The following is a 12,265-nucleotide window of genomic DNA, read 5'->3' as shown; positions in this document are numbered from 1 at the left end:
CTACTGCACCGCCGCCGTGAGCCGCGCGATGTTGTCGAGCACGTGGAGACGGAGCGGGCGGCCCATCCACTCGTCGAGCGTGAGCTCGCGGCTCTCGAGCCGGTAGAGGTCCTCGACGGCGCGGAGGCGCTCGACGAAGCCGCGGTCGCGGATCATGACCGAGATCTCGAGGTCGAGGGTGAAGGAGCGCATGTCCATGTTCGAGGATCCGATGACGGCGACCTCCTCGTCGACCGTCATGTGCTTCGCGTGGAGGACCGTCGGCGAGCGGTAGAGGAAGATCCGCACGCCGGCCTTGAGCAGCGCCTCGTAGTAGCTGCGCTGCGCGTGGAAGACGAAGAACTGGTCCCCGATCTCGGAGACGAAGAGCTGCACGTCGATCCCGGACTGCGCGGCCGTGGTGATCGCGTAGAGCATCGAGTCGTCGGGCACGAAGTAGGGGCTCGTGATGATGAGCTGGCGCTGCGCCGCGTAGACGAGCGAGTTGAACAGCCGGAGGTTGTTCTCGCCCTCGAAGCCGGGCCCGCTCGGCACGACCTGGCAGTCGAGCCGGCCGTTCGTGACGGGGCGGACGGGCGTCGTCACCTCGCGGGTGAGCAGCTCGTCGGTCTCGGAGTACCAGTCGGTGACGAAGAGCGCATCGATCGCGGCGACGACCGGCCCCTCGAACCGCACCATGAAGTCCTTCCAGTGGAGGCCCTTCCGGTGGTTCCCGCGCTTCTGGTACGGAGTCTCGATGACATTCTGCGAGCCGGTGAAGCCGACCGTGCCGTCGATGACGAGGAGCTTGCGGTGGTTGCGGAGGTCGGGGCGCTGATACCGGCCGCGCAGCGGCTGCACGGGGAGCATGAGGTGCCAGTCGGCGCCCATCGCGGTGAGGCGCTTCTTCGTGCGCCGGAAGCCGGGGTACTGCCAGTTGCCGAGGTGGTCGAGCAGCACCCGGACCTTCACGCCGCGCGCGACGGCCTCCTCGAGCGCGTCGAAGAAGTCGGCCGTCTCGTCGTCGAGGGAGAGGATGTAGAACTCGCAGTGGACGGTGCGCTCCGCCTTCCGGATCGCCTTCGCCATGGCCGCGAGGGCCACCGCGTTCTCGTCGTAGAGCTTCGCCCGGTTGCCGCCGACGAGCGGCATCGCCCCCAGCGTGCGGTTGAGCTCGACGATCGACTCCAGCCAGGACGGCCAGGCGCCCGTGCGGGTGACCTGGTCGATGCCCTCCGTCGTCTCCTCGATGTAGCGGTTGATCTCGGCCTGCTTCTCGCGGCGGCGCTTCGGCAGGTAGTTGGAGCCGAGCAGCCAGAACAGCAGGATGCCGAGGTACGGCAGGAAGAAGATCGCGAGCAGCCAGGCGGTCGCCGTCTGCGGTCGCCGGTTCCGCGGGATGAGGACGATCGCGAGCACGCGGATGACGAAGTCGATGACGAGGAGCGCGATCGTGACGATGAATGCGATCGACCCGGGCTCCACATCCGGAGCCTATCGGGCGGGTGCGACGGCCCGGGTCGCGCCGCGACCTAGCGGAAGTTCACGAACTGCAGCGCGACATCCAGGTCCTTGCCCTTGAGGAGGGCCATGGTCGACTGGAGGTCGTCGCGGCTCTTCGACTGCACGCGGAGCTCGTCGCCCTGGATCTGGCTCTTGACGCTCTTCGGCGCCTCGTCGCGGATGATCTTCGAGATCTTCTTCGCGTCGTCGGAGGCGATGCCGTTCTTGAACGACACGTCGATGCGGTACTCCTTGCCGCTCGCGTAGGGGTCGCCGGCGTCGATCGAGCGGAGCGTGATGCCGCGCTTGATGAGCTTCTGCTCGAGCACCTCGAGCACCGCCTTCACGCGCTCCTCGGCGTTCGCCTTGAGCAGGAGCTTCTCGCCCGACCACTCGACGCTCGCGCCGACGCCCTTGAAGTCGTAGCGCTGCGCGAGCTCCTTCTGCGCCTGGCCGACCGCGTTCTGGGCCTCCATGTTGTCGACCTTGCTGACGATGTCGAAAGAGGAATCTGCCATGGACTCATGTTAGAACTCATCGGTGCCCCGATCCCGGATCCTCGTCATCGCCCTCGCGAGCGCGCTGGTCCTCGTGGGCACCGCGTGCGCGGCCGGGTTCGTCATCCTCGGCGGCCTCGAGCGCATCGGCTGGCTGAGCACGGCGTGGAGCGGCGAGGACGCGGGCGAGGATGCGGCGGCGGCGCCCGCGGACTGGGCCCCGCCCGCCGCGGTGCCGATGGCGGCGACCGCGGGCTCCGGCTACGGCGACGGGATCACGGCCCGGGTCGACGCCGACTGGGTCGCCGTGCAGAGCGGACGGACCGGCATCCCCGAGCGCGTGCTCGCGGCCTACGCCGGCGCGGCGCTTGCGAAACAGGGCGAGCTGCCCTCCTGCGGGCTGTCGTGGTCGACGCTCGCCGGGGTCGGCTGGGTGGAGAGCCGGCACGCGAGCTACGACGGCAACGCGCTCGACGAGCGCGGCACCGCCCAGCCCGGGATCTTCGGGGTGGCGCTCGCCGGTGACGGCACCGCCCACATCCCCGACTCGGACGGCGGCCGGATCGACGGCGACGCCGACTACGACCGCGCGGTGGGGCCCATGCAGATGATCCCCGAGGCGTGGCGCAACTGGGGCACCGACGGCTCGGGCGACGGCCGCGCCGACCCGCAGAACATCGACGACGCGGTCCTGAGCGCCGCGAACTACCTGTGCCGCTCGGGCGAGGACCTCTCGGGGGAGCGCGGCTGGCGCGTCGCGATCGCGAGCTACAACAGCGCCGACAGCTATGCGGGGCTCGTCGCCGAGGCCGGCACCGGCTACGGGGATGCCGCCGGCCGCTGAGCTGGCTCGGTGCTGATGGCGCGGATTCAGGAGACGCCGCGCGGAGCGCGATCGGCGAGCCCCGCGGACGCTGCCGGCGACGGGCGCCGAGGGTGCGGCCGCCGACGCGGATCCTGATCTCGCGCCGGCTCGGCGCTGGTTCGACGGGCCCGGATTTCCTTGTATCCTGATCCGAGCGCTTCCGGTCGGTGACTACACGGGACGGGCGCGCCTCGGCGAGTTACCCTAGCGGCCAAAGGGATCTGACTGTAAATCAGACGGCTCAGCCTTCGGGGGTTCGAATCCCTCACTCGCCACCAGCACGGCCCCCGCAGCGCCTCGCGCCGGGGGCCGTTCTCCTCCCGCCGACCGAGCTCAGCGCAGCAGCCGCTTCGCCATCTCCAGCTCGCGCTGCCGCGGGTCCAGCGGGTACGGGCGCCACTCGCCGGTCGGCTCGTAGCCGTGCCGCTCGTAGAACGCGATCGCCCGCGGGTTCTCCTCGTTGACCTCGAGGAGGATGCGGTCCCAGTACCGGGCGACCTCCTCCTCGACGCCCGCGAGCAGCGCATCGGCGACCCCCGCATCCCGGCCCCGCGCCGACGGCGTGACGTAGACGCCGACGAGCACGGGCGAGGCCTCGCCGTCGCGCGGGCGCGCCCAGCCCATCGTGCCGAGCCAGCGGCCCGAGGCGTCGATCGCGGCGAGGTAGCCGCGCTCGCCGCGGGCCCGCCAGACGGCCTCGCCGTGGGCGCGGGCGTCGGGCAGGCGCTCGAGGAACGCCAGCGGGGTGTCGGCGAGCATCTCGAGGCGCAGCTCGCGGACGTCGCGCCAGTCGTCCGCGGTCGTCTCGCGGATGCGGAAGTCGAGGACCACCCGCCGAGCCTATGCCGTCGCCCCGGGCGCGCCGCGTGTGGTTGGCTCAGGGCATGAGCATCGAGCTGCGCGACCTGGCCCGCGACATCGCGATCGAGGCGGGCGCCCTCGCGGCACGCCGCCGGGCCGAGGGGGTCGAGGTCGCCGCGAGCAAGTCGAGCCCCGTCGACATCGTCACCGCGGCCGACCGCGAGACGGAGGAGCTGATCCGCCGCCGCATCCTCGAGGCCCGCCCCGACGACGGCATCCTCGGCGAGGAGGGCGGCACGACGGGCGGCACCAGCGGGCTCACCTGGGTGGTCGACCCGATCGACGGCACCGTCAACTACCTCTACGGCATCCCGCACTACGCCGTGAGCATCGCGGTCGTCGAGGGGGAGCCGGACCCGCTCACCTGGGATGCGGTCGCGGCCGCCGTGCACAACCCGGCCAGCGGCGAGACCTTCGACGCCGCCCGCGGCGAGGGCGCCCGGCTCGGCGGCGAGCCGATCGCGGTGCGCGCGCCCGTCGAGCTCTCGCAGGCGCTCCTCGCCACCGGCTTCGCCTACTCGGCCGAGACGCGGGGCCGGCAGGGGGAGGTCGTCGCGCGGCTCCTCCCGCAGGTGCGCGACCTGCGCCGGCCCGGGACCGCATCCCTCGACCTCTCCTTCCTCGCGTGCGGGCGGCTCGACGCCTACTACGAGCGCACCCTGAGCCCCTGGGATCACGCGGCCGGCGTCCTCATCGCGCGGGAGGCCGGCGCGCTCGTGCTCGGGAAGGACGGCGCGGCGCCCGACCGGCAGCTCTGCATCGCCGCGCACCCCGAGCTGGCGGTCGTGCTCGAGCGGGCCGTGCGGGAGGCCGGGGCACTCGACTGGGACGTGTGACCCGCACGCGGGGTGGAGTCGCCGTTAGGGAATTGTTACCATCGACGGACCCGATGCGTGCGGGCTCAGCCCGCCACCCGAGACCGATCGCCACGGCGATGATGGAGCACTGCGCATGAACCCCAGGAGCCGACGCGAGTCACGCGCGCGCTCCGGGCGCCACGCCCGCCCCGGCCTCGGCCGTCAGCTCCTCTCGATGGGCGCCATGCTCGGCGTCGGGGCGCTCGCCGTCGGGCTCTCCGTCCCCGCCGATGCGTTCCTCTCGCCCGGACAGCATCGCGCCGAGGCCGAGCCGAGCGGCATCGCCGCCGAGACGACCGTCCAGTCGCTCGCCATCGGCGAGGTCGCCGCCGTCGCCGTCGACCGCGACGGGTTCACCGCGAAGGCCAAGCCGAAGCCGCAGGCGCCGGCCGCCGCGACCTTCACGGCGACCCGCGTCTACCCGCGTCTCGCGACCGCCGGCACCGTGCGCTGGCCGTTCCCGGGCCAGGTCCGGATGTCGGACGGCTTCGGCCCCCGCGTCTCGCCCTGCTCCGGCTGCTCCTCCATGCACGAGGGAACCGACTTCCTCCCCGGCGAGGGCAAGCCGATCTACGCGATCGCGAGCGGCGTCGTCACCATCCACGAGGACGGCTCGGGCGGCTTCGGCAACTACGTCACCCTGACGCACTCCATCGGCGGCTCGACCGTCACCACGACCTATGCGCACATGCAGCGCGGCTCCAGCCCGCTTCGCGCCGGCCAGAAGATCAGCATCGGCGACTTCATCGGCACGGTCGGCCGCACGGGTGCCACGACCGGCCCGCACCTGCATCTCGAGATCGCGGTGGACGGCACCAAGGTCGACCCCTACGCCTGGCTGCAGACGAACGTCGGCTGAGGCCCGCTTCCCCGCCGGTCGAGGAGCGGAGATGCGGACGAGGGCCGGCGCGCCATCCCGGCGCTCCGGCCCTCGCTACGCAACCGCCCTCCCTCAAAGGCGGTCGCGGTCCTGAGGTCCTCGACGACGTGCGCGGACGAGGTCGGTGACGAGCCCGACGATGACGATGCCGAGCGTCATGATGATGAGCTGGGTGAGGGTCCCGCCGAAGACGAGGACAACGGCGCCGACGACGACGACGAGGACGGCGCTGCGGGCGAGGCTGCTGAGGATGCTCATTCGATCCCCCTCAGCCTCGGCAGCTCGACGATACGTGCGAGGACCACAGCGCCGGACCGGTTCCCCACACATAGTGGAGCTCGGCGCACTTCCCCTTCGCCGCTGCGGTCTTGAAGGTGCCGAGCCAGCGTGCGACGGTGACGGCGGTGAGCGCCGCGCACACGATGCCGGGAACCGTGGCGCTGATCGCGCGGCAGAACGCCGCAGCGCCTGCGGCGCCGTCCTGGCGCGAGAGGTTTCGCGTCTCGGTCTTGCTGAACTTTATGCGGACGCCCCATCCGAAGTGCTTGAGTGTCGGGTCGGCGACGACCGGGTACGCGACGTCGCCGCGACGGTGATCGACGATCTGGGTGAGGGTGGGTCCGCCGATCTCATATCGGGTGGGGACAGCGCGCCCGCGCGCATCCAGCGCCCAGGGCGCGGCAATGGTGGCGATCGCCCGCCTGCTCTCGGTGTCGACCACGATGGCACCGCGGCCGTCCGGCCTAAGTTCGGCGCCATCCGGCAGGTCGAGCCGGTAGACGTGATCCGTGGGCGCATCAGCGTCGGCGAGGACAGTCGCGATGCGCACGCCGTCATCGGACGCCGTGGCGACGACGTCGAGCGCGTCGCCCGTGTAGGCGGCCGCGTCGCCGCGCACTGTGCCATCTGCATCCACGTCGTCGGCGATCGGGAGCTCGATGCCGATGGCCTCGTCGCCTCCTGCGTCCGTCAGGATGATCGGCTCGCCGGCGTCCGACGGGAACTGGACGCGCGCGAGCTCGCCTTCGGCCACGGCGAGCGCCCCGGCTCGGGCCGGCTCGTCGAGTGGGAGCGCTTCGCGGCGCGGGTCGAGTCCGGGATCGTCGTTCGCGGCCACTGCGCCCGCGACCGCGTCGAGCGGGTCGAGCTCGGCGGCTTCGGCCGGCGGAGCGAGCAGGAGACTCGCGACGACAGCCGTCGCCGCGACCGCCGCCGCGATGCGACGTGCGGGAGGTGATGTGGGTGGGAGTTCGGTCGCCATGGAGCTGTTCACGGTGGCACCTTTCGATCGGTTGGCAACCAACCTATTTCGGTGCGAAACACGGAGTGCGTGTTATCCACAGGCCAGCCGCCGAGGCGGCTTGTCCGCCCGACCCGCTCAGCCCTTCGGTGCCCGCAGCCAGACCGTCGTGTCGCCGGGCAGCACGCCCTCGCCGAGCGGACCCGAGGCCGTGATGACCTCGCCGTCGAGCAGCGGCGCCGCGCCGGCCGAGACGTTCGCGATCACGAGCACGTCGCCGTTGCGGTAGGCGAGCAGGCCCTCGCCCGTGCCCTCGACCCACTCGAGCGCGCCCGAGCCGAGCCCGTGCGCACGGCGGGCGGCGAGCGCCTCGCGGTAGAACTCGAGCGTCGAGCCCGGGATCCCGCGCTGCGCATCGCGCGCGTAGGACGGCCAGAACGCCGGCTGGGGCAGCCAGCTGGCACCCGTCGTGCTGAAGCCGGTGCCGGGCGCCGCCGCCTCCCAGGGGAGCGGGACGCGGCAGCCGTCGCGGCCGTACAGCTCGCCGCCGGTGCGGAGGAAGGTGGGGTCCTCGCGGGCCTCGTCGGGGAGGTCGGCCACCTCGGGGAGGCCGAGCTCCTCGCCCTGGTAGAGGTAGCTGGAGCCGGGGAGGCCGAGCATGAACGCGGTCGCCGCGCGCGCCCGGCGGAGGCCGACGACGGCATCCGGCTTGGGCTGGGTGCGCGGCCCGATCCCGGAGCCCTGCACGGGCGGCGGGGTCAGCGCGAGGCGGCTCGTGTGGCGGATGACGTCGTGGTTCGAGAGCACCCAGGTGCTCGGCGCCCCGACGGAGCCGAAGGAGTCGAGCGAGCTGTCGACGACCGCCCGGAGCGCGCCCGCATCCCAGGCCGTCTCGAGGTAGCCGAAGTTGAAGGTCTGGTGCATCTCGTCGGGGCGCACCCAGTTCGCGAGCTTCGAGATCGGCTGCACCCAGGCCTCGCCGGCGAGGATGCGGGCCGGCTCGTACTCGTCGAGGATGCGGCGCCAGTCGCGGAAGATCTCGTGCACGCCGTCCTGCGCCCAGTACGGCACGTCCGGCTCGTCGCCGCCCATGGAGCCGGAGTCGGCGGGCGGCGTGTAGTCGGGGAGGCCGTCCACCTTGGCCAGGCCGTGCGCGACATCGACGCGGAAGCCGTCGACGCCGCGGTCGAGCCAGAAGCGGAGGACGGCGCGGAAGAGCTTCCGCACCTCCTCGTTCGTCCAGTCGAAGTCGGGCTGCGAGCTGTCGAAGAGGTGCAGGTACCACTGGCCGGGCGTGCCGTCGGGCTCGGTCACGCGGGTCCAGGCGTCGCCGCCGAAGACCGACTGCCAGTTGTTCGGCGGCAGCTCGCCCGTGTCGCCGCGGCCCTCGCGGAAGATGTAGCGGCCGCGCTCGCCGCTGTCGGGTGCCGCGGCCAGCGCATCCTGGAACCAGGGGTGGTCGCTCGAGGAGTGGTTCGGGACGAGATCGACGATGACCTTGAGGCCCAGCGCGTGCGCCCGCTCGCGCATGGCGTCGAAGTCGGCGAGCGTGCCGAACAGCGGGTCGACGTCGCAGTAGTCGGCGACGTCGTAGCCGGCGTCGCGCTGCGGCGAGGTGAAGAAGGGGGACAGCCAGATCGCGTCCGCGCCGAGCTCGGCCACGGCGTCGAGGCGGCCGGTGATGCCGGCGAGGTCGCCGATGCCGTCGCCGTTCCCGTCGGCGAAGGAGCGGGGGTAGATCTGGTAGATGACGGCGGTCCGCCACCACTCGTTCGAGGCAGTCACGCGCTCCAGCCTAGGAGGTGGGGTGCGTGCGCCGCGACCTTGAGACGGGCTGAGGATCGGCCGCCGCGGCCCGGATGCGGTCGCGGCCCGGGCGTAGCGTCGTGGGCATGAGCGGCGCGCAGGGGACGAGCGGATCGGGCACGAGCGCGAAGGTGGTGGGCCTCGCGGTGGCGGGGGCGATCGGCGGGTTCCTCTTCGGCTTCGACTCCTCGGTCATCAACGGCGCGGTCGACGCGCTCGCCGACGAGTTCGCGCTCTCCGACTTCGTGAAGGGCTTCTCGGTCGCCTCCGCCCTGCTCGGCTGCGCGGTCGGCGCTTACCTGGCCGGCCGGATCGCGGACCGCTTCGGCCGCATCCCCACGATGATCGTCGGCGCGGTGCTGTTCCTGGTGAGCGCGCTCGGCACGGGCTTCGCCTTCGGCGTCGCCGACCTCATCGTGTGGCGCATCGTCGGCGGCTTCGGGATCGGCATCGCCTCGGTCGTCGCGCCCGCCTACATCTCCGAGATCTCGCCGAAGCACCTCCGCGGGAGGCTGGCCTCCCTCCAGCAGCTCGCGATCACGGTCGGCATCTTCGCGGCCCTGCTCAGCGATCAGCTCTTCGCCGAGTCGGCGGGCGGCGCCTCCGAGCCCGGGCTCTTCGGCCTGGCCGCCTGGCGCCTCATGTTCCTCGCGGGGGCCGTGCCCGCCGTCGTCTACGGCGTCATCGCGCTCCTGCTCCCCGAGTCGCCGCGCTACCTCCTCATCAAGGAGCGCGAGGACGACGCCCGGAAGGTGCTCGGGCGGCTCATGTCGCAGGACGAGGTCGACCGCGCGGTGCGCGACATGCACCGGCAGATCGAGCAGGATGCCCAGGCGGCCGAGACGGGCACCCTCCGCGGGCCGCGCTTCGGGCTCAAGCCGATCGTGTGGGTCGGCATCGTGCTCTCGATCTTCCAGCAGTTCGTCGGGATCAACGTGATCTTCTACTACTCGACGACCCTGTGGCAGTCGGTCGGCTTCGAGGAGTCCGACTCCTTCCTCATCTCGACGATCACCTCGGTGACGAACATCCTCGTCACCCTCATCGCGATCGCGCTCGTCGACCGCGTGGGCCGCCGCCCCATCCTGCTCACCGGCTCCATCGGGATGACGGTCGCGCTCGGGACCATGGCGCTGGCGTTCAGCCAGGCCGACGTCTCGAGCGGCGACCCGAGCCTGCCGGGTGCCTGGGGGCCGGTGGCGCTCATCGCCGCGAACCTCTTCGTGGTCGCGTTCGGCGCCTCCTGGGGGCCGCTCGTGTGGGTGCTGCTCGGCGAGATCTTCCCGAACCGGATCCGCGCCCGCGCGCTCGGCGTCGGCGCGATGGCGCAGTGGATCGCGAACTTCCTCGTGACGGTGAGCTTCCCGCCGCTCGCCGAGCTCTCGCTCGCGATCACCTACGGACTTTACGCGCTGTTCGCGCTGCTCTCCTTCGTGTTCGTGTTCAAGGTGGTGCCGGAGACGAACGGCATCTCGCTCGAGGAGGCGGAGACGCTGTTCCCGCCGAAGGGCTCGGCGAAGGCGAAGGCTGGCGCGAAGCGCTGACGCCGCTCGCGCTAGCGGAGCGCGTCGACCGCGGCGTCGAGGTCGAGCGACTGCGCGATCTCGACGGAGGTGTTGTAGACGCGGCCCTCGAGGGTCACGTAGACGCGGCCCGCTCGGACCACGTAGCCGATGGTGTGCGTGTCGATGTCGACGCGGAAGGTGCCGGGGACGACCTCGGCGACGCGGAGCTGCAGCGGTTCGGCGCCGACGGCGCCGGCCCGGATCGTGGTGGCCATGGGGACGTACCTCGTCTCGCTCGGAATCCCGGCGGGTGCGGGGGCACGCGCCGATCCTCGGGAGCCCTCGTCGGGTACAAGAAGCCTGGATACGACGATGACACCACGTGGGAGCGCGGCCACGGAAGCCCTTGCGTCCGACGATCATCTGTGAGCCGAAGAAGGCTCAGCGCGCACCCTCCTCGAGCGCCCGCACCTTGCCGAGCAGCACGTCGCGCTCCCGCTCGTTGCCGACGCGGCGCGCCGCCTCCGCGAGCGCGTCGACGGCCTCCTCGCGCCGCCCCAGCTGGGCCAGCAGCTCGCCCCGGACGCTCGGCAGCATCGCCGTGCCGGCGAGCGAGCCGTCGCGCTCCAGCTCCTCGACGATCCGGAGCGCGGAGGCCGGCCCCGTCGCCATCGAGACGGCGACCGCGCGGTTCAGCTCCACCACCGGCGACGGCGCGATCCGCCCGAGCGCCTCGTAGAGCACCACGATCTGCTCCCAGTCGGTCGACGCCGTCGACGCCGCGACCGCGTGGCACTCGGCGATCCCGGCCTGCAGGGCGAAGGCGCCGCGTCCCCGGCCCAGCGCATCCGCGCGCGCGAGGGCCGCGCGCCCGCGCGCGATCGCCCCGCGATCCCAGCGGCGTCGATCCTGGTCGCCGAGCAGCACCGGCTCACCCTCGCGCGTCACCCGCGCCGCGAAGCGCGAGGACTGCAGCTCGAGCAGGGCGAGGAGGCCGTGGACCTCCGACTCGCCTGGCACCAGGCTCGCGAGGACGCGCGCGAGGCGCACCGCCTCCAGCGCGAGCTCCGGCCGCATCCAGTCCGGCCCCGAGGTCGCGGCGTAGCCCTCGTTGAAGATCAGGTAGACGACGCCGAGCACCGAGGCGAGGCGCTCGCGGTGCTCCTCCCGCGGCGGCGACTCGACGGGCACGTGCGCCGCCGCGAGCGTCCGCTTCGCCCGCACGATGCGCTGCTGCACCGTCGCGGTCGGGATCATGAACGCCCGCCCGATCTCCTCCGAGGTGAGGCCGCCCACCACCCGCAGCGTGAGCGCCACCTGCGCCTCGCGCGACAGGACCGGGTGGCAGGCGATGAAGACCAGCCGGAGCACGTCGTCCTGGATCTCATCCGGATCCCAGGGGGCCGCCTCCGGATCCCGCCGCTGCCCCTCCTCCAGATCGTGCGCGATCGCCGCGAGCCGCGCATCCAGCCGCTCGCGTCGGCGCCACAGATCGATCGCCCTCCGCTTCGCGACCGCCGTCAGCCACGCGCCCGGATTCGCGGGGACCCCGTCGCGCGGCCACTGCGCGAGCGCATCCAGCAGCGCCTCCTGCGCCAGATCCTCCGCGAGCCCGAAGTCGCCCGTGACCCGCGTCAGCGTCGCGACGATGCGCGCCGACTCGATGCGCCACACCGCCTCCACCCGCCGACGGGCGGACGCCGCGGCCTGCTCGGCCCCGGCCTCCGCCCCGCGCTGGGACACGGCGTCCGCTCCGCGCCGCTCAGGCCCCGACGGGCTTGTCGGTGCCGAGCTGCTCGCGCCAGCCGTACTCCTTCTGCACGTACTCGTTCTCCTGGTCGAACTCCTCGGTCTCCGTCACCCGGCGCAGCTCGAGCTTCATGCCGGGGCCCAGCGGGCAGCGCTTCGCCCACTCGACCGCCTCCTCGCGCGTGGCGGTCTGGATGATCCAGAAGCCGTTGAACAGCTCCTTGACCTCGCCGTAGGGCCCATCGGTGACGAGCGGCGGGGTCTGCTCGAAGTCGATCACGAGACCCTCCTCGGCGGGGGCGAGGCCCTCGCCGGCGAGCAGGACGCCCGCCTCCATGAGCGATTCGTTGTAGGCGCCCATCGCGTTGACGATGGCGGTGAAGTCGAGGTCCGCGGGGAGCTCGACCTCGGCGGGCTGGCGCATGATGAGCATGTACTTCATGGGGGTTCACTCCTCGATTCCGGGGCCGTGTCTCGACCCTCTCACTCATGCGTCGAACGGGGACATGCCGGATCGACACCG

13 protein-coding genes and 1 tRNA gene are annotated in these 12,265 nt (G+C 72.2%); 5 read left to right on the top strand and 9 right to left on the bottom strand.

The genetic code is table 11. The features are described from left to right. Complete coding sequence (gene cls, locus OF852_RS08590) at positions 1 to 1,464, bottom strand: cardiolipin synthase (RefSeq protein WP_271118752.1); 1,464 nt, start codon at positions 1,462 to 1,464, stop codon at positions 1 to 3. Positions 1,465 to 1,511: 47 nt separating this feature from the next. Then, positions 1,512 to 2,000: a YajQ family cyclic di-GMP-binding protein gene (locus tag OF852_RS08585; protein ID WP_271118751.1), complete on the bottom strand. Its 489-nt coding sequence runs from the start codon at positions 1,998 to 2,000 to the stop codon at positions 1,512 to 1,514. Positions 2,001 to 2,022: 22 nt separating this feature from the next. Here OF852_RS08585 and OF852_RS08580 point away from each other — a divergent pair, with 22 nt between their 5' ends. Together OF852_RS08580 and OF852_RS08575 are read left to right on the top strand one after the other, a co-directional pair. Beyond that, a complete protein-coding gene (locus OF852_RS08580) occupies positions 2,023 to 2,823 on the top strand; it encodes a lytic transglycosylase domain-containing protein (RefSeq protein WP_271118750.1) in 801 nt (266 codons plus the stop codon). Between the two features lie 214 nt (positions 2,824 to 3,037). After that, positions 3,038 to 3,122 (top strand) — tRNA-Tyr (locus tag OF852_RS08575). Positions 3,123 to 3,177: 55 nt separating this feature from the next. Here OF852_RS08575 and OF852_RS08570 read toward each other — a convergent pair. Continuing rightward, positions 3,178 to 3,675, bottom strand: a complete 498-nt coding sequence (locus tag OF852_RS08570) for a GNAT family N-acetyltransferase (protein WP_271118749.1) — start codon at positions 3,673 to 3,675, stop codon at positions 3,178 to 3,180. 53 nt (positions 3,676 to 3,728) lie between these two features. On the opposite strand from OF852_RS08570, the gene OF852_RS08565 reads away from it, so the two are divergent. Together OF852_RS08565 and OF852_RS08560 are read left to right on the top strand one after the other, a co-directional pair. Next, entirely contained in the window at positions 3,729 to 4,541 is an 813-nt protein-coding gene (locus OF852_RS08565; RefSeq protein ID WP_271118748.1) for an inositol monophosphatase family protein, read from the top strand. Between the two features lie 115 nt (positions 4,542 to 4,656). Then, positions 4,657 to 5,421: a M23 family metallopeptidase gene (locus OF852_RS08560; RefSeq protein ID WP_271118747.1), complete on the top strand. Its 765-nt coding sequence runs from the start codon at positions 4,657 to 4,659 to the stop codon at positions 5,419 to 5,421. 93 nt (positions 5,422 to 5,514) lie between these two features. On the opposite strand, the gene OF852_RS08555 is transcribed toward OF852_RS08560, so the two are convergent. The 3 genes from OF852_RS08555 to OF852_RS08545 form a co-directional block, all read right to left on the bottom strand. Continuing rightward, entirely contained in the window at positions 5,515 to 5,700 is a 186-nt protein-coding gene (locus OF852_RS08555; protein ID WP_271118746.1) for a hypothetical protein, read from the bottom strand. 10 nt (positions 5,701 to 5,710) lie between these two features. Then, entirely contained in the window at positions 5,711 to 6,715 is a 1,005-nt protein-coding gene (locus OF852_RS08550; RefSeq protein WP_271118745.1) for a hypothetical protein, read from the bottom strand. A gap of 105 nt (positions 6,716 to 6,820) precedes the next feature. Continuing rightward, positions 6,821 to 8,467: a glycoside hydrolase family 13 protein gene (locus OF852_RS08545; protein WP_271118744.1), complete on the bottom strand. Its 1,647-nt coding sequence runs from the start codon at positions 8,465 to 8,467 to the stop codon at positions 6,821 to 6,823. Between the two features lie 107 nt (positions 8,468 to 8,574). On the opposite strand from OF852_RS08545, the gene OF852_RS08540 reads away from it, so the two are divergent. After that, on the top strand, positions 8,575 to 10,032 hold the full coding sequence (locus OF852_RS08540) for a sugar porter family MFS transporter (RefSeq protein WP_271118743.1): 1,458 nt from the start codon (positions 8,575 to 8,577) through the stop codon (positions 10,030 to 10,032). Positions 10,033 to 10,043: 11 nt separating this feature from the next. Here OF852_RS08540 and OF852_RS08535 read toward each other — a convergent pair whose 3' ends face one another. The 3 genes from OF852_RS08535 to OF852_RS08525 form a co-directional block, all read right to left on the bottom strand. Further along, positions 10,044 to 10,268, bottom strand: coding sequence for a hypothetical protein (locus OF852_RS08535; protein WP_271118742.1), 225 nt, complete (start codon positions 10,266 to 10,268; stop codon positions 10,044 to 10,046). Between the two features lie 166 nt (positions 10,269 to 10,434). Continuing rightward, a complete protein-coding gene (locus tag OF852_RS08530) occupies positions 10,435 to 11,736 on the bottom strand; it encodes an RNA polymerase sigma factor (RefSeq protein ID WP_271118741.1) in 1,302 nt (433 codons plus the stop codon). A gap of 19 nt (positions 11,737 to 11,755) precedes the next feature. Then, complete coding sequence (locus tag OF852_RS08525) at positions 11,756 to 12,184, bottom strand: YciI family protein (RefSeq protein WP_271118740.1); 429 nt, start codon at positions 12,182 to 12,184, stop codon at positions 11,756 to 11,758. Positions 12,185 to 12,265 lie beyond the last annotated feature (81 nt).

This window comes from Homoserinibacter sp. YIM 151385 (genome assembly GCF_027912415.1).
Taxonomy (GTDB): domain Bacteria; phylum Actinomycetota; class Actinomycetes; order Actinomycetales; family Microbacteriaceae; genus Schumannella.
The sequence above is the reverse complement of the archived record's forward strand: the minus strand, read 5'-3'. Positions and strand labels throughout refer to the sequence as shown.

Bases quoted from the DNA above. Each gene is read 5' to 3' on its own strand.
- OF852_RS08555 (WP_271118746.1), bottom strand. From the start codon at position 5,700: ATGAGCATCCTCAGCAGCCTCGCCCGCAGCGCCGTCCTCGTCGTCGTC.
- OF852_RS08585 (WP_271118751.1), bottom strand. From the start codon at position 2,000: ATGGCAGATTCCTCTTTCGACATCGTCAGCAAGGTCGACAACATGGAG.
- OF852_RS08540 (WP_271118743.1), top strand. From the start codon at position 8,575: ATGAGCGGCGCGCAGGGGACGAGCGGATCGGGCACGAGCGCGAAGGTG.
- OF852_RS08525 (WP_271118740.1), bottom strand. From the start codon at position 12,184: ATGAAGTACATGCTCATCATGCGCCAGCCCGCCGAGGTCGAGCTCCCC.
- OF852_RS08565 (WP_271118748.1), top strand. From the start codon at position 3,729: ATGAGCATCGAGCTGCGCGACCTGGCCCGCGACATCGCGATCGAGGCG.
- OF852_RS08560 (WP_271118747.1), top strand. From the start codon at position 4,657: ATGAACCCCAGGAGCCGACGCGAGTCACGCGCGCGCTCCGGGCGCCAC.
- OF852_RS08535 (WP_271118742.1), bottom strand. From the start codon at position 10,268: ATGGCCACCACGATCCGGGCCGGCGCCGTCGGCGCCGAACCGCTGCAG.